The organism is Pseudomonas sp. FBF18 (assembly GCF_024261405.1).
Classification (GTDB): domain Bacteria; phylum Pseudomonadota; class Gammaproteobacteria; order Pseudomonadales; family Pseudomonadaceae; genus Aquipseudomonas; species Aquipseudomonas palmensis.
In genome coordinates this window covers 16477-40048 of record NZ_QKRS01000021.1, presented here as the reverse complement: position 1 = coordinate 40048, position 23572 = coordinate 16477, and the positions used below count along the sequence as shown (strand labels likewise).

Annotated in this window: 20 protein-coding genes and 2 pseudogenes; 14 read left to right on the top strand and 8 right to left on the bottom strand. The window is 63.0% G+C overall.

Going from position 1 to position 23572, the window contains the following annotated elements:
* The first annotated feature begins 3 nt into the window (after positions 1-3).
* Positions 4-159, top strand: a complete 156-nt coding sequence (locus DN387_RS23600) for a DUF2474 domain-containing protein (protein WP_043860576.1) — start codon at positions 4-6, stop codon at positions 157-159.
* A gap of 116 nt (positions 160-275) precedes the next feature.
* Here DN387_RS23600 and DN387_RS23595 read toward each other — a convergent pair whose 3' ends face one another.
* Together DN387_RS23595 and DN387_RS23590 are read right to left on the bottom strand one after the other, a co-directional pair.
* On the bottom strand, positions 276-1400 hold the full coding sequence (locus DN387_RS23595) for a methyltransferase (RefSeq protein WP_043860575.1): 1125 nt from the start codon (positions 1398-1400) through the stop codon (positions 276-278).
* A 108-nt stretch (positions 1401-1508) separates the two neighbouring features.
* The gene (locus tag DN387_RS23590) at positions 1509-2213 is read right to left on the bottom strand and encodes an autoinducer binding domain-containing protein (protein ID WP_054916564.1); all 705 of its coding nucleotides are present in this window, start codon (positions 2211-2213) and stop codon (positions 1509-1511) included.
* Positions 2214-2458: 245 nt separating this feature from the next.
* On the opposite strand from DN387_RS23590, the gene DN387_RS23585 reads away from it, so the two are divergent.
* Positions 2459-3235: a ferredoxin--NADP reductase gene (locus tag DN387_RS23585; RefSeq protein ID WP_043860573.1), complete on the top strand. Its 777-nt coding sequence runs from the start codon at positions 2459-2461 to the stop codon at positions 3233-3235.
* Between the two features lie 48 nt (positions 3236-3283).
* Here DN387_RS23585 and mscL read toward each other — a convergent pair whose 3' ends face one another.
* A complete protein-coding gene (gene mscL / locus DN387_RS23580) occupies positions 3284-3697 on the bottom strand; it encodes a large-conductance mechanosensitive channel protein MscL (RefSeq protein ID WP_054916565.1) in 414 nt (137 codons plus the stop codon).
* A 175-nt stretch (positions 3698-3872) separates the two neighbouring features.
* Between mscL and radA the strand changes: the two genes are divergently transcribed.
* From radA to DN387_RS26200, 5 genes and pseudogenes are all read left to right on the top strand, one after another.
* Positions 3873-5240 carry a DNA repair protein RadA gene (gene radA / locus DN387_RS23575; protein ID WP_054916566.1) on the top strand — a complete coding sequence of 456 codons (1368 nt, stop codon included), beginning with the start codon at positions 3873-3875 and terminating at the stop codon, positions 5238-5240.
* Positions 5241-5331: 91 nt separating this feature from the next.
* Positions 5332-6261 (top strand): annotated as a pseudogene (locus DN387_RS23570) (ShlB/FhaC/HecB family hemolysin secretion/activation protein); the annotation flags it as partial.
* A gap of 212 nt (positions 6262-6473) precedes the next feature.
* A complete protein-coding gene (locus DN387_RS26205) occupies positions 6474-6641 on the top strand; it encodes a colicin E5-related ribonuclease (protein ID WP_156326253.1) in 168 nt (55 codons plus the stop codon).
* A gap of 5 nt (positions 6642-6646) precedes the next feature.
* Positions 6647-6964: a hypothetical protein gene (locus DN387_RS23565; protein ID WP_156326252.1), complete on the top strand. Its 318-nt coding sequence runs from the start codon at positions 6647-6649 to the stop codon at positions 6962-6964.
* 25 nt (positions 6965-6989) lie between these two features.
* Positions 6990-7199, top strand: coding sequence for a polymorphic toxin type 28 domain-containing protein (locus DN387_RS26200; RefSeq protein WP_156326254.1), 210 nt, complete (start codon positions 6990-6992; stop codon positions 7197-7199).
* A gap of 65 nt (positions 7200-7264) precedes the next feature.
* Here DN387_RS26200 and DN387_RS23560 read toward each other — a convergent pair.
* The 3 genes and pseudogenes from DN387_RS23560 to DN387_RS23550 form a co-directional block, all read right to left on the bottom strand.
* Positions 7265-7704 (bottom strand): annotated as a pseudogene (locus DN387_RS23560) (IS5 family transposase); the annotation flags it as partial.
* Positions 7705-8003: 299 nt separating this feature from the next.
* A complete protein-coding gene (locus tag DN387_RS23555; protein ID WP_054916569.1) occupies positions 8004-9524 on the bottom strand; it encodes a nucleobase:cation symporter-2 family protein in 1521 nt (506 codons plus the stop codon).
* 264 nt (positions 9525-9788) lie between these two features.
* Positions 9789-10154: a PilZ domain-containing protein gene (locus DN387_RS23550; protein ID WP_054916570.1), complete on the bottom strand. Its 366-nt coding sequence runs from the start codon at positions 10152-10154 to the stop codon at positions 9789-9791.
* A 197-nt stretch (positions 10155-10351) separates the two neighbouring features.
* Between DN387_RS23550 and DN387_RS23545 the strand changes: the two genes are divergently transcribed.
* The 3 genes from DN387_RS23545 to yjiA all read left to right on the top strand — a co-directional run bounded on the left by DN387_RS23545 (position 10352) and on the right by yjiA (position 13680).
* Positions 10352-12418: a carbon starvation CstA family protein gene (locus DN387_RS23545; RefSeq protein WP_043860566.1), complete on the top strand. Its 2067-nt coding sequence runs from the start codon at positions 10352-10354 to the stop codon at positions 12416-12418.
* 18 nt (positions 12419-12436) lie between these two features.
* Positions 12437-12634 carry a YbdD/YjiX family protein gene (locus tag DN387_RS23540; protein ID WP_043860565.1) on the top strand — a complete coding sequence of 66 codons (198 nt, stop codon included), beginning with the start codon at positions 12437-12439 and terminating at the stop codon, positions 12632-12634.
* A gap of 86 nt (positions 12635-12720) precedes the next feature.
* Positions 12721-13680 (top strand): GTPase, encoded by a 960-nt coding sequence (gene yjiA / locus DN387_RS23535; protein ID WP_054916571.1) that lies wholly within the window; start codon positions 12721-12723, stop codon positions 13678-13680.
* A 142-nt stretch (positions 13681-13822) separates the two neighbouring features.
* Here yjiA and glyA read toward each other — a convergent pair whose 3' ends face one another.
* Complete coding sequence (glyA, locus tag DN387_RS23530; RefSeq protein ID WP_043860563.1) at positions 13823-15076, bottom strand: serine hydroxymethyltransferase; 1254 nt, start codon at positions 15074-15076, stop codon at positions 13823-13825.
* Positions 15077-15284: 208 nt separating this feature from the next.
* A complete protein-coding gene (locus DN387_RS23525; RefSeq protein ID WP_054916572.1) occupies positions 15285-19127 on the bottom strand; it encodes a bifunctional diguanylate cyclase/phosphodiesterase in 3843 nt (1280 codons plus the stop codon).
* Between the two features lie 364 nt (positions 19128-19491).
* Between DN387_RS23525 and tssA the strand changes: the two genes are divergently transcribed.
* Genes tssA through tssE form a run of 4 tightly spaced genes read left to right on the top strand, consistent with a single transcriptional unit; the run spans position 19492 to position 23519 of the window.
* On the top strand, positions 19492-21054 hold the full coding sequence (gene tssA, locus DN387_RS23520) for a type VI secretion system protein TssA (protein ID WP_043860561.1): 1563 nt from the start codon (positions 19492-19494) through the stop codon (positions 21052-21054).
* 32 nt (positions 21055-21086) lie between these two features.
* Positions 21087-21596, top strand: a complete 510-nt coding sequence (gene tssB, locus DN387_RS23515) for a type VI secretion system contractile sheath small subunit (protein ID WP_043860560.1) — start codon at positions 21087-21089, stop codon at positions 21594-21596.
* A 25-nt stretch (positions 21597-21621) separates the two neighbouring features.
* Complete coding sequence (gene tssC, locus DN387_RS23510; RefSeq protein WP_043860559.1) at positions 21622-23097, top strand: type VI secretion system contractile sheath large subunit; 1476 nt, start codon at positions 21622-21624, stop codon at positions 23095-23097.
* Positions 23098-23111: 14 nt separating this feature from the next.
* The gene (gene tssE / locus DN387_RS23505; protein WP_043860558.1) at positions 23112-23519 is read left to right on the top strand and encodes a type VI secretion system baseplate subunit TssE; all 408 of its coding nucleotides are present in this window, start codon (positions 23112-23114) and stop codon (positions 23517-23519) included.
* Positions 23520-23572: the final 53 nt, after the last annotated feature.

Genomic DNA, 23572 nt, shown 5'->3' with positions numbered 1-23572 from the left:
GCAATGACTGGCAAAGACACCTTCGAACCGGAGAAAAAGCCGCTGATGCAGCGCCTGGGCTGGCTGCTGCTGATCTGGGCAGTGAGCGTGGCAAGCCTGGCCGTGGTGGCCTGGCTGATGCGGATGTTCATGGCGGCGGCGGGCTTGAGTACCCACTGAGCCAAGGTATTTCCCATCCCGCCCTGGGCGGGTTTACACCCTGCGCCGCGTGAGCTGCGCAGGGTTTTTTTTGCCTGTCTCGGCCGCCTGGCGCAGGTGTCGGCTCCGTACCCGGCCTACTTGCGCGCCTTGAGCACCACGAACTTCGGCGTGGCTGCCACCTGCTCCACTCCCCGGAACAATCGCGCCAGCTTGCTGTGATAGCCCAGGTGCCGATTGCCCACGATGTACAGCGCCCCGCCCACCACCAGTGCCTCGCGTGCCTGCTGGAACATGCGCCAGGCGAGAAAGTCCCCCACCACCTGCTGCTGGTGAAACGGCGGGTTGCACAGCACCACGTCCAGGGACTGCGGTGCCTGCCCGGCCAGCCCGTCGTCGGCGCGCACCGTCACGGCTCGCTCGCCCAGCGCCGCCTGCCAGTTCTGCTCGGCCGACTGCACCGCCATGTACGACTCGTCCACCAGGGTGTAGTGCGCCTGCGGGTTGGCCAGCGCGCTGACGATGCCCAGCACGCCGTTGCCGCAGCCAAGGTCGGCCACCCGCGCATCGCCCAGGTCGCGGGGCAGATGTGGCAGGAAGGCACGGGTACCGATATCCAGCCCTTCGCGGCAGAACACATTGGCGTGGTTCACCAGCTCCAGCGGTGGTTGCTCCAGTTGATAACGGGTGGGGTAGGGCGAGGCTGCCGCCGCCCTGGGCTCGGCCGTGGCGATCAGCAGGCGCGCCTTCTTGCGCGCCAGCGATGCCTGCACCGGGCCGATGTACTTCTCCAGCAGGTCGCCGGCTGCCCGTGGCAGGTGCTTGATCATCGCCCCGGCGATTACCTGCGCGCCGGGTGCCAACTGGCCCTGCAGCCGGATCAACTGCTCTTCGAGCAGCGCCAGGGTCTTGGGTACGCGCACCAGCACCCGGTCGAACGGCCCCTGCCAATGCTGGCTGGCGGCGATGAAGGGCACGCTGTCGAATGCCTGGCCATTGCGCACCAGGTTCTTCTCCAGTGCCAGCCGGGCCAGGTAGGAGTCGCCGCTGCCCAGCACCTGGGCATGGGCGCGCAGGCTGATGGCCAGCGCGCCGAAGCTGTCGTTGAGTACCAGTACCCGGCTCGTGGCAGGCAGCGCCTGCGCGGCCAGGTGTTCGAGCAGGTACTCGTCGGCAGCGTCGAAGGCCTGCAAGGGGTCGTTGGCGTATTCGGGCTGGCGAAGCAGCTCGAGCTCGGCGAAGGGGGTGATCAACAGGGGCATGGCGTAGGGCTCTGGGCTTTGGCGCGCGCGCTGGGGCTTGGCGCTGGACGGGCGCAGATTCTACAGCGTTTTTGCAGGTGGGGAGGGGGGGTGTTGGCGAGCAGAACCTCAGATCAACCCGTACTGGGTGGCGATGGCGACCGCGCTGGTCTTGTTGGTGGTGTTGAGTTTGCTGGTGATGCTGCGGATATGAAAATTGACCGTGCTTCTGGACAGCGTGAGGATGCAGCTGATGTCTTCGGCAGTCTTGCCGGCAGCGGTCCACTGCAGCACCTCGCGTTCCCGGGGCGAGAGTGCCTGCAAACGGGCCTTGGGCGGATGCAACTTGGCAACCATCAGGGTGTGCAGCAGGTTGCACAGCCACAGGGTCTGGGCCGACTTTTCGTACAGTTCCGCCATGCTCACTTCGCCCTGCCGGCGTGATACGCACAGCACGCTTTCGTTGCCGCGCAGGTCCTGGGTGCCCTGGCTCCAACCATGGCACAGGCCATGTTCGCACGCCGTCTGTCGCAACTCGGGGGCTTGCCTGTACAACTGCGGGGACCACAGCACCGGCATGTTCGAATGATGGCAATGCACAAGCACCGGGTCGATGCGCTCGTACTCGTTCTTCTTGTAGAGCTCGTTCCATTCGGCCGGGTAGTTGTTGAACATCATGACCTGCGGGCCTTCGGCGACCGTCCTGCCGTTCAGGCGGTATGCCAGAAACTCCATGTCCAGTTGCTCGGCCAGTGACAGTGCAGTGGCAAACATCTGTTGCTGGTTTTCCTCCTGCGTCAGTTGTTGCAATTGCTCCTGCTTCCAATATGGCATTTGAGCCTCCGTGCACCTTTACAATTAGTCACCCTGGATCGAGTGTAGGAAAAATCGCACGTTGTTCTAGGTTTTTTTTGCTATAGAAATGTTCCAGTGCTCTACATAAAAATAAGGTTGTACAACCCGCGTTACATGCTTTGTTACGTGGTTGAAACACATGAGCGTAATGCCATTACATCGCGGCGGTGTTTATCCCGTCAGCTTTGCGCGACACTGTGTTTACCTGAATTGTGGAGCACACCATGACTGCCAGTGCGGAGAAGTTCACCCGCCAGACCCTGCTCGATGTCCAGCCGCTGACCCCCAACCTGTTCAGCCTGCGCGTAACCCGTGATCCCGGTTTTCGGTTCCGGGCTGGCCAGTTTGCTCGCCTGGGCGTGACCCGTGCCGATGGCAGCGTGGTGTGGCGGGCGTACTCGATGGTCTCGTCGCCGTTCGACGAGTACCTGGACTTTTTCTCGATCGTCGTGCCCGGCGGCGAGTTCACCAGTGAGCTGAGCCGGCTGCGCGAGGGTGACCAACTGTTGATCGACCGCCAGGCGTTCGGTTTCCTGACCCTCGATCGCTTCGCCGACGGGCGGGACCTGTGGTTGCTGGCGACCGGTACCGGCATTGCGCCCTTCATGTCGATACTGCAGGACTTCGAAGCCTGGGAGCGGTTCGACACCATCAAGCTGGTCTATTCGGTGCGCGAAGCCAGGGAGCTCGCCTATCAGCAGGAGATCGCCGGCCTGGAGCAGCGCGACTACCTGGCCGAACATGCGGGCAAGCTGCAGTTCATTCCGGTGGTCACCCGCGAGCAACACCCGGGTGCGCTGAACGGGCGTATCACCACCCTGATCGAGAACGGTGAACTGGAGCGTGCGGCCGGCCTGGCGCTGACCCCCGAACATTCGCGGGTGATGCTCTGCGGCAACCCGCAGATGATCGACGACACCCGCCAGGTGCTCAAGGCACGTGATCTTCAGCTGAGCCTCAGCCGCCGGCCGGGCCAGGTGGCGGTGGAAAACTACTGGTAGACAGCACAACGGCGCCCGAAGGCGCCGTTACGGTCAGGCAGGCCCGGTTCAGGGCTGCTGGTTCTGCGCCTTGAGCAGGTCGCGGATTTCGCCCAGCAGTTCTTCTTCCTTGGTGGGTACCGGCGGCAGGGTCGGGGCCACCGCTTCTTCGCGCTTGAGCCGGTTGATCACCTTCACGCCCATGAAGATCGCGAAGGCCACGATCAGAAAGTCGATCACCGTCTGGATGAACTTGCCATAGGCCAGCACTACCGCCGGCGCGTCGCCCTCGGCCGCCTTGAGCACCACCGCCAGATCACTGAAGTCCACTCCACCGATCAGCAGGCCCAGGGGTGGCATCACCACATCGCCAACAAACGATGAAACGATTTTGCCGAACGCGGCGCCGATGATGATACCGACGGCCATGTCGACCACGTTGCCCTTGACCGCGAAGGCCTTGAATTCACTGATCACGCCCATGGTTTATTCCCTGTAACAGATGAGATTGGTCATCGCAGTGTAAATCAGCTATGCGCTTCATGCTCCGCGTTGCAGTAAAAGACCCCGGCTATGCCGAATAGTTTTGTCGCCCAGGCGGCGCCCCGCAGCTGGGTCGGCTCGGCTATCATGGCCCCTTTTTCCAGGAGACTGCCCCATGGCCAAGGCCAAGCGCATGTACGGCTGCACCGAGTGCGGCGCGACCTTTCCCAAGTGGGCGGGCCAGTGCGGCGAATGCGGCGCGTGGAACACCCTGGTCGAGACCATGATCGAAAGTGGCGGCGCTGCGGCGCCTGCCGGGCGCACCGGCTGGGCCGGGCAACAGGCGCAGATCAAGACCCTGGCCGAGGTCAGTGTCGAGGAGATCCCGCGTTTCAGCACCGCCAGCGCCGAGCTGGACCGCGTGCTCGGTGGCGGCCTGGTCGATGGATCGGTGGTACTGATTGGTGGTGACCCGGGCATCGGCAAGTCCACCATCCTGCTGCAGACCCTGTGCAACATTGCCACGCGCATGCCGGCGCTGTACGTCACCGGGGAAGAATCCCAGCAGCAGGTGGCCATGCGTGCCCGTCGCCTGGGCCTGCCGCAGGATCAGTTGCGGGTGATGACCGAGACCTGCATCGAAACCATCATTGCCACCGCGCGGGTCGAAAAGCCCAAGGTGATGGTGATCGACTCCATCCAGACCATCTTCACCGAACAGTTGCAGTCGGCGCCCGGTGGCGTGTCGCAGGTACGCGAGAGTGCCGCCTTGCTGGTGCGCTATGCCAAACAGAGCGGCACGGCGATCTTCCTGGTCGGCCACGTGACCAAGGAGGGCGCGTTGGCCGGGCCGCGGGTACTGGAACACATGGTCGACACCGTGCTGTATTTCGAGGGCGAGTCCGACGGTCGCCTGCGCCTGCTGCGCGCGGTGAAGAACCGCTTTGGTGCGGTCAACGAGCTGGGCGTGTTCGGCATGACCGACCGCGGCCTCAAGGAAGTCTCCAACCCGTCGGCGATCTTCCTGACCCGTGCCCAGGAGGAAGTGCCGGGCAGCGTGGTGATGGCCACCTGGGAAGGTACCCGGCCGATGCTGGTGGAGGTGCAGGCGCTGGTGGATGAAAGCCACATGGCCAACCCGCGCCGTGTGACCCTGGGCCTGGACCAGAACCGCCTGGCCATGTTGCTGGCGGTGCTGCATCGCCATGGCGGCATCCCCACCCACGACCAGGACGTGTTTCTCAACGTGGTGGGCGGGGTCAAGGTACTGGAGACCGCGTCGGACCTGGCCTTGATGGCGGCGGTGATGTCGAGCCTGCGCAACCGCCCGCTGCCACACGACCTGCTGGTGTTCGGCGAGGTGGGCCTGTCCGGTGAAGTGCGCCCGGTGCCGAGCGGGCAGGAGCGCCTGAAGGAGGCCGCCAAGCACGGCTTCAAGCGCGCCATCGTGCCCAAGGGCAACGCGCCCAAGGAAGCGCCGCCGGGGCTGCAGGTGATTGCGGTGACGCGCCTGGAGCAGGCGCTGGATGCATTGTTTGAATAAAATGTAATCAATTTGCCATGATGGCAAATTGACGCCATTGTTCTGTCTCTCTACTATCGCGCCTTCGTTTTTTGCTTCCAGGGATGGGAAGATGGCGTTTTTGGTATCTGGCACAAAGCTGTCCTGCTTCTGGCTGTTGTTGGGCATCCTTGCTGGCCCTGTATCGGCCGCGAGCTTGCCGGGGGACCAGGAACTGATTCGCGAGCGTCAGGGGCGGTTGCTTGAAGAGCAGCAGCGGCGCCTGCAGGAACTCAAGGAGCTGCCTGGCAGCACCGCCCCTACCCAGACTGCACCGGCGCCGGCCGATGCCCGCTGCTTTCAGATCGACACCATCGAGCTCAAGGGCGCCGACAGCCTCTCGAGCGCCCAGCGCAGCCGCGTGCTGCAGCCCTACATCGGCCAGTGCCTGGGCGTTACCCAGCTCAATGAAGTGCTCAAAGCCATCACCAACCTCTACATCGACAAGGGCTGGGTGACCAGCCGCGCCTACCTGCCGCAACAGGACCTGTCCTCAGGACACCTGCAGGTGCTGGTGGTGGAAGGGCGACTGGAAGGTCTGCGCGGTGCCGATGACAGTCAGCTGTCCGCACGCGAGCTGGGCATGACCTTTCCTGGCCGTGAAGGCGAACCGGTCAACCTGCGTGAAATCGAACAGATGGTCGACCAGCTCAATCGCTTGTTGTCGAACAAAGCACAGATGGAACTGAGCCCCGGTGCTGCCGTAGGAGGCAGTACCGTGCTGGTGCGCAATACCGCACAGAAACCCTGGCGCGCAGCGATCTCGCGCAACAACAACGGTCAGAAGAGCACCGGCGAGCAGCAGGTCAACCTGGGCTTCGAATGGGACAGCCCGCTGGGCCTGGCCGACCAACTGGTGCTGCGCGGTGGCCACGATGTGGTCAGTGACCACGCTGTCGGTTCGAAGAACGGCGTGCTGTTTTACAACCTGCCGTGGGGCTGGTGGAACTTCACCTACAGCTATAGCGGAAGCGAGTACCGCGCGCTCGGCCAGGGCAATGGCTAGAGTTGTCAGCAATTAGTGATGATTTTGCCTAACCGATTAGATCGTTAAATGGTCTAGATAATTTTTGGGGTTAGAGATTTTGGCCGTGTACGGGTACAGAATTAAGAATGTTGACGAAGGTTACGTTGGGATATACCTGGATTTTGGTGGTTGTGGACTTGGTCTTATTGTGTCTGATCAATGCCTGTCGATTGTAGAGGGGTGATGCAATATTTGGATGGCGAGATTTCGATCCGGCTTCTGGTACCAGACTCAATGATCCCGCAACTGGTTATGTAGCCAAAGATGGTTCTTACGTTGTGCGGAATGACCGGACTGGTGCGATCGTGCAGATATCGGATAAGAATGATAAAAATTGGGTCGCGCCATGGGGCTAAATGTAATGAACGAATTTGTATTTCTGGGTGCGGGGCCGGAGCCCACTAGGTTTTGGGGTGAAACGCCGTTATTTAACTTAATTGATGGGCATAAATTACTAGTTTTTTGCGATGAACACGATGCAGCCGTACTCGGAATCGAGGGGTTTAAAGTCATTGGAGATAAAAGAGTGCCTGACATGGATTGTATTGCGGATTTTTCTGCCCTGGCTATGACTGCCGGAGAGCTATTCCCGGCTGAGTCTAGAAAATCGGCCAAGTACTTCCTAAGTACGATTTCAGACCCTGATACGCTATTGGAGTTCGTTTTAATTAAAGCTTGACGGTGCAAAAGGGGCTGCAGACACTCTGGCTACGCTGAGTCAAGGCCAAAAAAGAGCTGTCGGAAAAATTGACAATATTCTTAATAATTTCAAGAATAGTGATATTACGGGTACCTTAAAGGATATGGCTGGTAATCCTGTTCCGAAGCCTGGCGGTTGTTATCGGGATCACCCAAGGATACTCCGATCAACTTGCCGAAAAGCGGCGGCAGGCCAAGCATTCTGCGGCGCGTAGCGCTGATTGCCGAAAGAAAGTCCCAGGCACAGCGTTTTGAGGGCTTTGTCGCCCGTTCTTCCGTGTTACGCGCGTAACTCGCCCATACTCATTAGCTTTTTTCGAGCCATCCACAGGTTCGACAGAGCGAACAGCGTGGTCAACTGAGCCGTGTTCTTCATCAGCCCTCGAAAGCGCACTTTCACGTAACCAAATTGCCGTTTGATCACCCGAAACGGATGCTCAACCTTGGCCCGTGTCTGAGCTTTGCAGTACTCAATTTTGCGCTTGGCTTTGTAAAGCAGGCTGCGTTTGTTCAGCTTGGAATACGCGCTGCGGCGCGCGGCGACTTGCCAGATTACTCACGACTTTCATGCTCTTCGCGCTTCTCGACACCGGTGTATCCGGCGTCTGCATACACCGTGCTTTCTTCGCCATGCAACAGCTCGGCGACCTGTGTGACATCGGCCACATTGGCTGCGGTGCCATGGACGTGATGAACCAGGCCGGACTCAGCATCGACGCCAGCGCCTGGGATAGGTCGGCACTGTCGGCCAGCGCGTTGCCGGCATGCAGCCCATGACGGTCAGGGCCGCGTCCAGCAGGCGAGCGGTACGAGGAACAACAGGGTGGCCGGGCATACGTGCCATGTGTGCGTCCTTTGAAGGGGTATCGAGGGCGCGGATGATCACAGAGAGACCATGCTTGTGCCGTCAGGCCTTCCCGTCTCGGTGCCCCCACATTCAGTCGCTTTCCGATGGCCAACAGGCACACACAAAAAGGGCCGGTGCACGTCACCAGCCCTTCCTCATCAACCGAGCACTATCAATGCTCAGCCACCGTCTCTCGCCTCACTATCTGCCCCCCATGCTCATCCTTCTCCAGCAACGGAATCTCCTTGCCCTCGGCATCGAACAGCTTGCCGTCTTCGAAGTAGTCGCCGTCACGCAGCCCCGAAATGTCCGAGTAGTTCAGCGTGCGCTCGGAGGCGGCCACGAACACCGACTGATGATCGGAGTTGCCGGTCTTGAAGTGGTTGAACACCAGGTTCAGCAGAATCGCCATGATCGCCGACGAACTGATGCCGGAGTGGAAGATGGTCTCGAACCAGTTCGGGAACTGCGCGTAGAAGTTGGGCGCGGCAATCGGGATCATGCCGAAGCCCAGTGAGGCGGCCACGATGATCAGGTTCATGTTGTTGCGGTAGTCCACCTTGGACAGCGTGCGGATACCACTGGCCGCCACGGTGCCGAACAGCACGATCCCCGCGCCACCCAGTACCGAGGTCGGTACGGCGGCAATCACCCGGCCCATGATCGGCAGCAGGCCCAGCACCACCAGGATCACGCCACCGGTGGCCACCACGTAGCGGCTCTTCACCCCGGTCACGGCCACCAGGCCGACGTTCTGGGCGAATGCGCTCTGGGTGAACGAACCGAAGATCGGCGCCAGGATGCTCGAGGCCATGTCGGCACGCAGGCCATCGCCCAGGCGCTTGGAGTCGACCTTGGTGTCGATGATCTCACCTACCGCGAGGATGTCGGCCGAGGTTTCCACCAGGGTCACCATGATCACGATGCACATCGACAGGATGGCCGCGATATGGAAGGTCGGCATACCGAAGTGGAACGGGGTAGGGAAGGCCACCAGCGGACCTTCGAGCACCTTGCTGAAATCAGCCATGCCCAGCGACCAGGCGATCAGGGTGCCGAACACCATCGCCAGCAGGATCGACAGCCGCGAGATCGCCGCGCTGCCCAGCTTGCTCAGTATCAGCACGATCAGGAAGGTCACCGCCGCCAGGCCGATGTTGGACATGCTGCCGAAGTCCGGTGCCTTGCTGTTGCCGCCCATGACCCAGCGCGCCGCGACCGGCATCAGGGTCAGGCCGATGGTGGTGATCACGATGCCGGTCACCAGTGGCGGGAAGAACTTGGTGATGCGCGAGAACACCGGGGTGATCAGAAACCCGATCAACGAGGCCGCCATCACCGCGCCCAGCACTCCCGGCAGGCCGCCGCCGCCCTCGCTGCTGAGAATCGCGCCCATGGTGGCCACGCCGGCAAACGAAACGCCCTGTACCAGCGGCAACTGGCAACCGAAGAACGGCAGGCCCAGGGTCTGCAGCAGGGTCGCCAGGCCACCGGCAAACAGCGATGCGGCAATCAGCAGGCCGATGTCGGCCGGGCCCAGGCCGGCCGCCTGGCCGAGAATCAGCGGTACCGCGACGATACCGCCGTACATGGTGAGTACGTGTTGCAGCCCGTACGCCAGGTTGGCGCCGAGCCCCAGGTTCTCGTCTTCAGGACGTGATGCCGTGGACGTGTCGGGGGAGGACGTAGTCATGGGAGCAGGTTCTCTGTTTTATTGTTGTGGCGCTACTGTAGACAACTCGTGCCATTCATTGCCAGAACAATTGTATACAATTTTTAGATTGGCACAGGAACAGTCAGGTCATTGGTTTGGGTGCAGGCGTGGATGCAGTTATCGTTCCAACACGCAGCACCAGGCCCGCCAGGGCTGGGTCCGGTGGCATGAACGGCTGTTTGAAAGCTGTCTGGGTGGACAGGAAGGCGGGGCGGGGTCAGGTCGGTAGCGGGCTAAAAGATTTCAAATGTCGATGAGTTGATGGAATTCGCGCTCCAGTTCGGTGCGATCGGCCAGGTTGAGCTCCACCAGGCGGCACAGGTGCTCCAGCGAATCGAGGTCGATGTGCTCGCAGATAAACCCCAGCTGGGTGTCGTCGACATGGCGCAGTTCCACCGTCATGGTGACGAGCGCCTCTTCACCCAGGCGTATCTGCGCAGCGAACGGCCGCTCGAGGTCGGCGTCCCAGGCGTTGGGCGCCTCGATCAGCAGGCCCTTGAGCGACAGGTCGAGCAGGTTGACCGGCCAGCGTCGTTCGCCCTGGAGCAGTTCGGTCGGTGCGTCGAAGGGTATGCGCTGGAAGCGCCGGCGTTCTGGGTGATCGCTCATGGTGAAGGCCCTTTGCAGTAGAACCTGGCTGGAACCTGACTGACTATAGCTCAGGGCTTGCCAGCATGATCGCGAACGCGCATAACGAGACTGTGGGCGGGCCTGCAGGCTCTAGACCAAAGCAAGTATGGCAATGCGCCAAGACTCGCCCTAGACTCGATGGGCGGTCTTTCATATCCACTAGCTGGAAGCAAACCATGAACAACAATAATAGCCTGCTACGCCATATACCATGGCTGCTGCTGGCAGTCCTGGGGGCCTGTGCGCTGGGTGTGGTTGCCCTGCGCCGTGGCGAAGCGATCAACGCCTTGTGGATTGTGGTTGCCTCGGTAGCCCTCTACCTGGTCGCCTACCGTTACTACAGTCTGTTCATCGCCACCAAGGTGATGCAGCTGGACCCGCGCCGGGCCACCCCGGCGGTGCTCAACAACGATGGTCTGGACTACGTGCCGACCAACAAGCACATCCTGTTCGGTCACCACTTCGCGGCCATCGCCGGCGCTGGCCCGCTGGTGGGCCCGGTACTGGCTGCGCAGATGGGCTATCTGCCCGGTACGCTCTGGCTGATCGCCGGCGTGGTACTGGCCGGTGCAGTGCAGGACTTCATGATCCTGTTCCTGTCCACCCGCCGCAACGGTCGCTCGCTGGGCGACATGGTGCGTGAGGAAATGGGCCGCATTCCCGGCACCATCGCCCTGTTCGGCTGCTTCCTGATCATGATCATCATCCTTGCGGTGCTAGCGCTGATCGTGGTCAAGGCCCTGGCCGAAAGCCCATGGGGCATGTTCACGGTGATGGCGACCATCCCCATCGCTATGTTCATGGGCGTGTACATGCGTTATATCCGCCCGGGCCGCATCGGCGAGATCTCGCTGATCGGTGTGGTGCTGCTGTTGCTGTCCATCTGGCTGGGGGGCCTGGTGGCCGCCGATCCGGTGTGGGGCCCGGCGTTCACCTTCACCGGCGTGCAGATCACCTGGATGCTGGTGGGCTATGGCTTCGTCGCCGCCGTGCTGCCGGTATGGCTGGTGCTGGCGCCGCGTGACTACCTCTCTACCTTCCTCAAGATCGGTACCATCATTGCCCTGGCCATCGGCATCCTGGTGCTGGCGCCCGAGCTGAAGATGCCGGCGCTGACCCAGTTCACCGACGGCACCGGCCCGGTGTGGAAGGGCACCCTGTTCCCGTTCCTGTTCATTACCATCGCCTGTGGCGCGGTATCGGGCTTCCATGCGCTGATCTCCTCGGGCACCACGCCCAAGCTGCTGGACAACGAAGTCAACGCCCGCTACATCGGCTATGGCGGCATGCTGATGGAGTCGTTCGTTGCGATCATGGCCATGGTTGCCGCCTCGGTGATCGAGCCGGGCGTGTACTTCGCCATGAACAGCCCGGCCGCGGTGGTCGGTGCCGACGTGGTGTCGGTGGCGCAGACAGTCAGCAGTTGGGGCTTTGCCATCACCCCCGAGCAGCTCGAGGCGGTCGCCCGGGACATCGGCGAGCACACCGTGCTGGCCCGTGCCGGTGGTGCGCCGACCCTGGCGGTGGGTATCGCACAGATCCTGCACCAGGTACTACCGGGTGAAAACACCATGGCGTTCTGGTACCACTTCGCGATCCTGTTCGAAGCCCTGTTCATCCTCACTGCGGTAGACGCCGGTACGCGTGCCGGGCGCTTCATGCTGCAGGACCTGCTGGGCTCGTTCGTGCCGGCGCTCAAGCGCACCGAGTCGTGGGGCGCCAACCTGCTCGCCACCGCCGGCTGTGTGGCGTTGTGGGGCTACCTGCTGTACCAGGGCGTGATCGACCCGCTGGGTGGCATCAACACCTTGTGGCCGCTGTTCGGCATCTCCAACCAGATGCTGGCCGGTATCGCGCTGATGCTCGGCACCGTGGTGCTGATCAAGATGAAGCGCCAGCAGTACATGTGGGTCACCCTGGTGCCGGCGGTATGGCTGCTGATCTGCACCACCACCGCAGGCTTCATCAAGCTGTTCGACCCGAACCCGGCGGTGGGCTTCCTGGCCCTGGCCAACAAGTACAGCGCGGCGCTGGACGCCGGTCAGGTACTGGCCCCGGCCAAGGACATCGCGCAGATGCAGCACGTGATCTTCAACGCGTACACCAACGCGACGCTGACCGCGCTGTTCCTGTTCGTGGTGTTCAGCATCCTGTTCTTCGCGCTCAAGGTCGGTATCCGCGCCTTGAACAAGAAAGAACGTACCGACAAGGAATCGCCGTTCCAGGCCTTGCCGGACGCGTAAACCAAGAGGATTGCAGACATGTTCAACGATCTCGGTCGACTGGGTAAGTACCTGGGGCAGGCAGCCCGCCTGATGGTCGGCATGCCCGACTACGACAATTACGTCGAGCATATGCAAACCCGGCACCCCGACCTGCCGCCGATGACCTACGAGGAGTTCTTCCGGGAACGCCAGGAGGCGCGCTACGGCGGCAAGGGCGGGCCCAAGTGCTGTTGAAAGACGGCACCGCCCGCGTGTGACAAACCTGTGGGAGCCCGGGCAGCCGGGCTCCCACAGTCATTTCAGTGTTCAGGAGATTTTCCGTGCAACCCATTCCCGTCACCGTGCTCAGCGGTTTTCTGGGGGCCGGCAAGACCACCTTGCTGCGTCACCTGCTCAAGGCCGAGCACGGCCTGAAAATCGCCGTGATCGAAAACGAGTTCAGCGACGCCGGCATCGACACCCAACTGCTGGGCGACGAACCGGTGCAGGTCATGACCCTGGCCAACGGCTGCGTGTGCTGCACCATCCACACCGACCTGACCAAGGCGCTGTTCCTGCTGCTGGAGCGTCTGGACAGCGGCGAAATCGCCTTCGACCGGCTGGTGATCGAGTGCACCGGCCTGGCCGACCCGGCACCGGTGGCGCAGACCTTCTTCATCGACGAAGAGCTGCGCGAGCGCTACATCCTCGACGGCATCATCACCCTGGTGGATGCCGCGCATGCCGACCTGCACCTGACCCAGACCATCGCCCAGGCCCAGGTCGGGTTTGCCGATCGCCTGCTGGTGAGCAAGACCGACCTGGTCGATGCGGCCGCGTTCGAGGCTTTGAGCCAGCGCCTGGCGCGGATCAACCGACGTGCGCCGATCCGTGTGGTGGACAACGGCAGGATCGACCTGGCCGAGATGCTGGATGTGCGCGGGTTCAACCTCAACGCCAGCCTCAACCTGCGGCCTGTTGTGGCGGCGGGCAACAGCCTGGACCGGGTCTCCAGCATGGTGCTGCGTACCGATGTGCCGCTGGATATCGACCGGCTGAGCGAGTTCATGAACCAATTGCTGGAGGCGCATGGCAAGCAGCTATTGCGCTACAAGGGCGTGTTGAACATTGCTGGCGAGGATCGGCGGCTGGTGTTTCAGGGCGTGCTGAAGCTCTATGGCTTCGACTGGGATACCGAGTGGGCCGAAGGCGAACAGCGCGAGAGTGTGATGGTGTTCATTGCCGATGACCTGCCCGAGGCGAAGATTCGCGAGGGGTTCGAGGCCTTGGGTCGCCCCTGAGGGCCCATCGCGGGTCAAGCCCGCTCCCACAGGTTTACTACCCATCTGGAGGGCTATGAAATCCTGTGGGAGCGGGCTTGACCCGCGATGCCACAAAAAAGCCCGGCTGGGAGCCGGGCTTTTTCACATCAGGTACCTGCGATCAGTTGCCGTACACCGGCAGCTTGGCGCAGATGGCCTTGACCTTCTCGCGAACGGCGTCGATCACCGCTTCGTTGTTCAGGTCGTCCAGGATGTCGCAGATCCAGCCCGCCAGTTCCTTGCACTCGGCTTCCTTGAAGCCGCGAGTGGTCACGGCCGGGGTGCCGAAGCGCAGGCCGGAAGTGACGAACGGGGAGCGTGGGTCGTTTGGCACGGAGTTCTTGTTGACGGTGATGAAGGCTTTGCCCAGGGCAGCGTCTGCGTCCTTGCCGGAGATTTCCTGCTTGATCAGCGACAGCAGGAACAGGTGGTTTTCAGTACCGCCCGACACCACGTCGAAGCCGCGCTCGATGAACACGCCGGCCATGGCCTGGGCGTTCTTCACCACTTGCTGCTGGTAGGCCTTGAACTCAGGCTGCAGCGCTTCCTTGAAGCAGATCGCCTTGGCCGCGATCACGTGCTCCAGCGGGCCGCCCTGGGCGCCCGGGAATACGGCGGAGTTCAGCTTCTTCTCGATGTCGGCGTTGGCACGGGCCAGGATCAGGCCGCCACGTGGACCGCGCAGGGTCTTGTGGGTGGTGGTGGTGACCACGTCGGCGAACGGTACCGGGTTCGGGTACACGCCAGCGGCGACCAGGCCAGCCACGTGGGCCATGTCGACGAACAGGTAGGCACCGACCTTGTCGGCGATTTCGCGGAAGCGCGGGAAGTCCAGCACCTGCGAGTAGGCCGAGAAACCGGCCACGATCATTTTCGGCTTGTGCTCGACCGCCAGGCGCTCGACTTCGTCGTAGTCGATCAGGCCGTTGGCGTCGATGCCGTACTGGATGGCGTTGTACAGCTTGCCCGAGGACGACACGGCCGCGCCGTGGGTCAGGTGGCCGCCGTGGGCCAGGCTCATGCCCAGGATGGTGTCACCGGCCGACAGCAGGGCCAGGTAGACGGCAGCGTTGGCCTGGGAGCCGGCGTGCGGCTGCACGTTGGCGTAGTCGGCGCCGAACAGCTGCTTGGCGCGGTCGATGGCCAGTTGCTCGACCACGTCGACGTATTCGCAGCCACCGTAGTAGCGCTTGCCCGGGTAGCCTTCGGCGTACTTGTTGGTCAGTACCGAGCCTTGAGCTTCCATCACCGCAGGGCTGGTGTAGTTTTCCGAAGCGATCAGCTCAATGTGCTCTTCCTGGCGCTGAGCTTCTTGCTCCATGGCGGCAAAGAGATCGGCGTCGTACTTGGCAATGGTCAAATCACGGCTGAACATGGCGGTCCTCAAGGATCGTGCTGAAATAGGCGGGCATTCTACCTCATCGGCTTTTGTCTGGCATATGAAAGGGCATCATGTCGCAGACAAGCGGGGCTCATTCAGGCTCGGTGTGAACTTATCGCGGGTCAAGCCCGCTCCCACAGGTCTGGTATCCGCTCTCGGGGGCCGAGAACATCCTGTGGGAGCGGGCTTGACCCGCGATGCGTCATTCGAACATGAACAACGTTTCGTTGCTGAACTGCGCCTCGAACTGATTGGCCGGCATCGGCCGCCCGAACAGGTAGCCCTGCACCTCGTCGCAGCCGTGCTCGCGCAGAAACTCCAGTTGCTCATGGGTCTCCACACCCTCGGCGATCACCGCCAGGTTCAGGCTGTGGGCCATGGCGATGATGGCGCGGGCGATCTGCGCATCCTGCTCGCCCTCGGGCAGACCGTCGACGAAGGTGCGGTCGATCTTGAGCACGTCGATGGGGAACTGCTTGAGGTAGTTGAGCGACGAGTAGCCGGTGCCGAAGTCGTCCACCGCAATGCTCAGCCCCAGATTCTTCAGGCTGTCGAGGATCACCATCGCCTCGTTGACCTCGCGCATCAGGATGCTTTCGGTCAGTTCCAGCTCCAGGCACGCCGGCGGCAGCCCGGTATCGGCCAGGATGGTGGCGATGCGCGTGCCCAGTTGGCCATCGGAGAACTGGCGCGCCGAAATGTTCACCGACACCTTCGGCACTCGCACCTTGGCCTGGTGCCAGGCCTTGAGCTGGCGGCAGGCTTCGCTGATGACCCAGTCGCCCACGTCCACCACCAGCCCCAGTTCCTCGATCACCGGGATGAAGTCGCCCGGCGGCACCAGCCCGCGGCGCGGGTGGCGCCAGCGCAGCAGGGCCTCGGCACCGGTCAGGCGCTTGCCGTCGCCGCTGAACTGCGGCTGGTAGTAGAGGATGAATTCGTTCTGCTCCAGCGCATGACGCAGGTCGCTTTCCAGCTCCAGGCGCTCCAGCGCACTGGCGTTCATGTCGGCCTGGTAGAACTGGAAGTTGTTCTTGCCGCGCTCCTTGGCGTGGTACATCGCGGTGTCGGCGTTCTTCATCAGCTGGCTCAGCTCGCTGCCATCCTGCGGGCTGAGGGCGATGCCGATGCTGGCAGTGACGAAGAACTCGCGGTTCTCCAGCACGAACGGTCGCACCAGGCTGCCCAGGATCTGCTCGGCCACGTGGATCGCGCGGTTGAGCGCGATTTCGCGGGTGGCCTTGGGTTGCAGCAGCAAGGTGAATTCGTCGCCGCCCATGCGTGCCACGGTGTCGTCGTCGTGTACGCAGTCGAGCAGGCGTTCGGCCATGTCCTTGAGCATGCGATCGCCCGCGGCATGCCCCAGGGAGTCGTTGATCGGCTTGAAACGGTCCAGGTCCAGGAACATCAGCACCACCCAGGCCTTCTGCCGCTCGGCCTGCTGCAGCGCGGTGTGCAGGCGGTCCTGGAACAGCGTGCGGTTGGGCAGGTGGGTCAGGGCATCGTAGTAGGCCAGGCGGTGAATGCGCTGTTCGCTGGCCTTGCGCTCGCTGATGTCGGTGAAGAAGCACACGTAGCTGGCCAGGTCACCCTCGTCGTCGAGTACCGCGGTGATGCCGACCCACGCCGGGTAGTGCTCGCCGCTGCGGCGCTTGAGCCAGACCTCGCCTTCCCAGGTGCCGCGCTGGTGCAGTTGCTTGAGCACGTAGTTGAGGTGGGCTTCCTGCTGTTCGTCGACGGTGAGCAGGCTCGGCAACTGGTCGAGCACGTCGCTCACCGCGTAGCCGCTGACCCGGCTGAAGGCTTCGTTGGCCTGCACGATGTAGCCGGCCGGGTCGGTGATCAGGATCGCCGAGGTGGAATGCTCGAACACCGTGGCGGCCATGCGCAGGTCTTTCTCGGCGCGGCGTTGCTGGCTGATGTCGCGGCCGACGCCCAGGATGCCCTCGAAATGGTTGTGCTCGTCCCACACCAGTACCACGCGCAGCTCGATCGGGATCTTGCGGCCGTCGGCGCGCAGACAGTCGAACAGGAACAGCTGGGTGGTCACCTCGGTGCGCAGGCGCTCCAGCGCGGCGGGTTCCTCGAGGGCCCGCTTGACCCGTTCGAACAGGGTGAACACGCCGGTCAGCTGCGCCGGGTTGGCAATGGTCGACTGCCAGCCGTTGGCGAAGATCCACGGCACGTCGTAGCCCAGTACCGTCTGCACCGAAGGGCTGACGTAGTTGAGCTGCAACTGCGGGTCGGTGGAGAAGATCACGTCGCTGATGCTCTCGGCGAGCATGCGGTAGCGCTGCTCGCTGTCGCGCAGCGATTCGCTCGCCTCGATCTGGTCGGTGACGTCCTTGCCCACCCCGATGATGCGCAGCACCGTACCGTCAGGGTCGCGGGTCAGGGCCTGTTCGCGAATGTCGTAGCGCCGCCAGCTCTGGTCGTGGTGAAGAAAACGCAGTTGGCAATGCAACTGCTCCACATAGCCGCTCTGGCGCTGCTGCTGGCGCATCTGGCGAAACAGCTCGGCGTCCTGCGGGTGCAGCAGCACTTCCCAGAAGTACTCGCCCATCTGCGCCAGCTCGCTGCGCGAATAGCCCAGGGTCTGGCCCAGGTGGCGGTTGCTGAAGATCATGCGCAGGCTGTGCACATCCTGCACGTACAGCTGGTCGGGCACGGTGCGCACCACGTCCGACCAGAAGCTTTCGCGCTCCAGCAGCGACAGCTCCACGCGCTTGCGGCTGGTGATATCGCTGATGCTCAGGATCACGGCCTGGTAGTCACGCCGTGCCTGGGGGAAGCGCACCATCAGCCACAGGTGCTGGTCCTGGCCCTGGGGGTCGCTGAGCCGCACTTCCAGCTCCAGCAGGCGCAGGTCCTGCACCACTGCCTCGACCAACTGCATGCCCACCCCTTCGGCGCCCGGCGAGTGGCCTTCGATCAGGCGCTGCCAGGCGCTCTCGCAGCAGCCGGCGCCCAGCAGTTGCAGGGCCACCTGATTGACTTCGGTAACCTTCAGCTCGCCCAGCAGGCTGTGGCGCAGCGATACATCCTGGGCCAGGCGCTGGGCCAGCTCGGCTGTGCTGCGCAGGCGCAGGCGTTCCAGCAGCTCGGTCAGCCCCGACAGGTCGAGTACGCACAAGGCCACGCCAGTGCCTTCGAAGATGTCCTGATAGCGTCGCCGACCTTCCTGCAGGGCGCGGTGGCGGCGGCGCATGCTGATCAGCGCCAGCAGCGGGATCAGCGCGCACACCAGGCCCAGCACGCACTTGCCGATCAAGGCCGGCAGCAGTTGCTGGCGGCTGTGGGCGGCATCGAACAGGCCGCGCAGTTGCCAGTCGCTGTTGTCCAGGTACGCCAGCAGCACGCTTTGCGGCGGCTCGATGCTGGCGTCGCGCGCATCGAGCGGCGGCGCGTGGCGATCGATGACCTGGGCCGTGCGGCTGTTTTCCAGCAGCCACAGCGGCGGCGTGGCGTGGTCCAGGGGTTGGCTCAGTTGCTGGTAGTACTCCGGGGCCAGGCGCAGCAGCCAATAGCCACGGGTGTCGCTGTCGGGGTGCTGCAGCAGCAGGTAGACCAGGCTGTTGTCGTCGCTGTTGCTGAAGTAGTACGGGCGCTCCTGGCCCAGGTGCAGCAGCTCCTGGAGCGCCTTGCGGTCGGCACTGATGCCCGCGCTGTCGCGCAGCAACGCGCCCTGGGCGTCCACCCACACCAGGCTGCGCAGGGCGGGCAGGCGTGCGTGCAGGTGTTCGAGCAGCGGCGGCAGGTCGGTGACGGCCGGTGCGGCGGGGTAGGGTTGCAGCAGGGTGAGGGCTTTTTGCGCGTTCAATGCCAGGCTCAGGTTGAGCTGGCTGGCCAGTTCGGCACTTGCATCCAGGCTCTGCTGGCGGCGATCGGCCTGGGTATGGCGGAACTGCTCGAACACCTGCCAGAACAGCAGCGCGAGCAACAGCAGCACCAGGATGGCCAACGCGCCTTTGAGCGAGCCACGCAAGGGCGAACCGGACGCACTCGTGGCTTTGCGCGGGGATGAAGGCTGAGTCAGATTGGTCAAACGCTGTTCCTGCGTGAGGCTGTGGCAGGTGATCGCTACGCAGCGACAAGCGGCGCAGTGTGCGGTAGTCCTGTCGCATCCCGGTTCCAGGCGCGCACTATAAGCTGCACGCCCGAAGGGCGGCTAGCATGCCTTGAAGTGTGGCAAAGTGCCAGTCCTGTTCGTCAGCGGAATGGTTTCCTGCTTTTTGATACAAATTGCACACGCTGTGTTGATTGCAATGTGCCATTTCCCTATCTAGGATGTGCCCCCTCACTTAAGGCAGCGAACCCACGGATGGGTGTTTGACGCTGTTTTGGTAGGCTCCGTGCCGCCTGGGCTTTTTCGGTCGGCGCGGGGCCTGCAGTCCAACTACAGGCCAAGGATGTCCTACTCAAGCAAGTTGCACGCTCGTTACCACGAGGTTGCCCGGCAGGCTGTATCACCAGACTGTTTTGCGGGCGAGGACGTGCGTTTTTCCAGTGAGTACGAAGCACTGGAAGGCGAGTTGAACAAGGCTCAGTCCGTTCACGAGAGCGGCCAGATCGACTGGCTCCGCGTGCTCGAGAACAGCGAGACGCTGCTGCGCACACAGTCCAAGGACCTGCGGGTTGCCGCCTGGTTGACGTGGGCGTTGTATCAACGCGAATCCTTCCCGGGCCTGCTGGCCGGCGTGGGGCTGTTGCAGCACCTGTGCGAGCAGCACTGGGCGCAGGTGCACCCGGCCAAGCCACGCACGCGGGCCGCGGCCATCGGCTGGCTGGTGCCGCGCCTGGAGCAGGTACTGGGTGAAAACGTCGCGATCAAGGAGCAACTGGCGCTGTTCCGCCGCCTGGTCGACAGCCTGCAGGCGCTCGATGCGGCCCTGACCACGCACCTGGGCGATGAGGCGCCGCTGTTGCTGCCGTTGTGCCGACGCCTGTCGAGCATGGTGCAACGTGCTGCCGACAATCAGCCCGAACCTGGTGCCGTGGGCGCGGTCGTGGCCCAGGTCAAGCAGGCCGCCACCCAGTTGCTCACCCCCGGCGCCCCCGTCGACAGCGAAAAAGACGCGCACAAGGTGTTACGCACCCTGCAGGATGGCGCTCGACCGTTATCGAACTGGTGGCTCAAGCAGAAGGCCACCGACGTGCGCGCCTTGCGCCTCAACCGCACGCTGTTGTGGTTGCAGATCGACGCGGTGCCCGAGCGCAATGCCGAACAGGTGACCGTGCTGCGCGGGTTGCCGGTCGACCGCCTGAAGATCTACCAGGAACGCTTTGCCAACGGCCAGTACGCCGACCTGCTGATGGAGCTCGAAGCCAGCCTGGCCAAGTCGCCGTTCTGGTTCGACGGCCAGCGCATGGTCTGGGAGTGCCTGCTGGAGCTCAACGCCGAGCAGGGCATGCGCGAGGTGGAGTTCCACTTCGCGCAACTGCTGCAGCGCCTGCCCGGGGTGGTGGAGCTGCGCTTTCATGACGGCACGCCGTTTGCCGACCCGGCGACGCGGGGCTGGATCAACGCCAGCGTCATGCCGCACCTGCAGAGCACCAGCGCACCGCGCAAGGTCGAGACCGACCTCGCGACCAGCCTGCCACCCTGGGAGCTGGCCCTGGAGGCGGTGCTGCCCGTGCTGCGCAAGGACGGCCTCAAGCCTGCCGTGCAGATACTCAAGCAGGGCATGCAGGCGGCTCAAGGCGGGCGTGTGCGCTTTTTCTGGCAGCTCAGCCAGGCGCGGCTGTGCTTTCTGGCCAAGAAGTACGAACTGGCCAAGACCCAGCTCGAAGCCCTCGATCACGAACTGCAACAGGCCGGCCTGCATCAGTGGGAGCCGGACCTGGCACTGGAAGTACTGCGCCTGCTGCACAGCTGTTGTGAGCTGCTGCCGCAGAACCACGCCGTGCGCGAACGCAAGGATGAGGTTTATCGCAGGCTGTGCCACCTCGACCTCGAAGTGGTACTCGACTAGGCCCCCGGGCCGCAAACGCAAGGAGAAAAGCCATGGCCAAAGAAGGCTCGGTAGCCCCCAAGGAACGCATCAACGTCACGTTCAAACCTGCCACGGGCGGTGCCCAGGAAGAAATCGAACTGCCCTTGAAGCTGCTCGCGATCGGTGACTACACCCAGCGTCCGGACGAACGCAAGGTAGAGGACCGCAAGCCCATCAGCATCGACAAGATGACGTTTGACGAAGTGCTCGCCAAACAGGAGTTGAGCCTGACCCTCAGCGTGCCCAACCGCCTGCAGGACGACGAAAGCGCCAGCGATGAGCTGGGCATCAGCCTGCGGGTCAACTCCATGAAGGACTTCAACCCGGCCAGCCTGGTCGAGCAGGTGCCAGAGCTCAAGAAGCTGATGGAACTGCGCGATGCGCTGGTGGCACTCAAGGGCCCGCTGGGCAACGCACCGGCTTTTCGCAAGGCAATCGAAGGCGTGCTCGCCGACGATGAGTCGCGCACCCGCGTACTCGGCGAACTGGGCCTGAGCGCCACGCCGACCACCGACGCTTGAGCCTCCCCCGTCAAGGAAGAACACCATGAGCACCAGCGCAGCACAGCAAACCAGCAGCACCGATGGCGAGTACAGCATTCTCGACAACATCATCGCGCAAACCCGCCTGACGCCCGACGATGAAGCCTATGACATTGCCAAGCGCGGCGTGTCGGCCTTCATCGAAGAGCTGCTCAAGCCGCACAACGACGGCGAACCGGTCAAGAAGGCCATGGTCGACCGCATGATCGCCGAGATCGATGCCAAGCTCAGCCGCCAGATGGACGCGATTCTCCACCACCCCGACTTCCAGTCGCTGGAGTCGGCCTGGCGTGGCCTGCAGTTGCTGGTCGACCGCACCAACTTTCGCGAAAACATCAAGATCGAAATTCTCAACGTCTCCAAGCAGGACCTGCTGGACGACTTCGAGGACTCGCCCGAAGTCATGCAGGCCGGTCTCTACAAGCACATCTATACCGCAGAGTACGGCCAGTTCGGTGGCCAGCCGGTGGGCGCGATCATCGCCAACTACTTCATGTCGCCCAGCTCCCCCGACGTCAAGCTGATGCAGTACGTCTCCAGCGTTGCGTGCATGTCCCATGCGCCGTTCATCGCCGCTGCCGGTCCGAAGTTCTTCGGCCTCGAAAGCTTCACCGGCCTGCCGGACCTCAAGGATCTCAAGGACCACTTCGAAGGCCCGCAGTTTGCCAAGTGGCAGAGCTTTCGCCAGTCCGAGGACGCGCGCTACATCGGCCTCACCGTGCCGCGCTTCCTGCTGCGCAACCCTTATGACCCGGAGGAAAACCCGGTCAAGTCGTTCGTCTACAAGGAAACCGTGGCCAACAGCCACGAGCACTACCTGTGGGGCAACACCGCCTATGCGTTCGGCACCAAGCTGACCGACAGCTTCGCCAAGTTCCGCTGGTGCCCGAACATCATCGGCCCGCAGAGCGGTGGCGCGGTGGAAGACCTGCCGCTGCACCACTTCGAAAGCATGGGCGAGATCGAGACCAAGATCCCCACCGAAGTGCTGGTGTCGGACCGTCGCGAGTACGAGCTGGCCGAGGAAGGCTTCATCTCCCTGACCATGCGCAAGGGCAGTGACAACGCCGCCTTCTTCTCCGCCAGTTCGGTGCAGAAACCCAAGTTCTTCGGCATCAGCGCCGAGGGCAAGGCCGCCGAGCTGAACTACAAGCTCGGTACCCAGCTGCCGTACATGATGATCGTCAACCGCCTGGCCCACTACCTCAAGGTACTGCAGCGCGAGCAGCTGGGCTCGTGGAAGGAGCGCACCGACCTGGAGCTGGAACTCAACAAGTGGATCCGCCAGTACGTGGCCGACCAGGAGAACCCGAGCGCCGAGGTGCGCGGGCGTCGTCCGCTGCGCGCGGCCCAGATCATCGTCAGCGATGTGGAAGGGGAGCCGGGTTGGTACCGGGTCAGCCTCAACGTGCGCCCGCACTTCAAGTACATGGGCGCCGACTTCACCCTGTCGCTGGTCGGCAAGCTGGATAAAGAGTAAGCGGGGGCGCGTACATGAGCGGATATGGCAGCCTTTTCGAGCGTCTGGGCGGCGAAGCCGACAAGCGTCGCGGCTGGAGCCGCGAGAGGGCTGCCATGGCCTCGGTGGCGGTGCACCTGGGCAAGATGCTCAGTACCCGTGCGGGCAGCGTGCAGACGCTGCCCGATTACGGGCTGGCAGACCTCAATGACATGCGCCTGAGCCTGCATGACGCGCTGAGCCAGGCGCGTCAGGCCATCGAGCAGTTCATCGAAGCCTACGAACCGCGCCTGACCAATGTGCGCGTGGTGTCGCTGCCGCGTGATCACGATCAGCTCAAGCTGGCTTTCAGCATCGAAGGCCTGCTTGAGCTGGACGGGATCAAGCGTCAGGTCAGCTTTTCCGCGCGCCTGGAGGGCGGCGGGCAGGTGCAGGTCAACTGAGACGCGCACCGCGCTGTCGTCTCGCGAACAGGACGTTCCTGAGCATGCAAAAC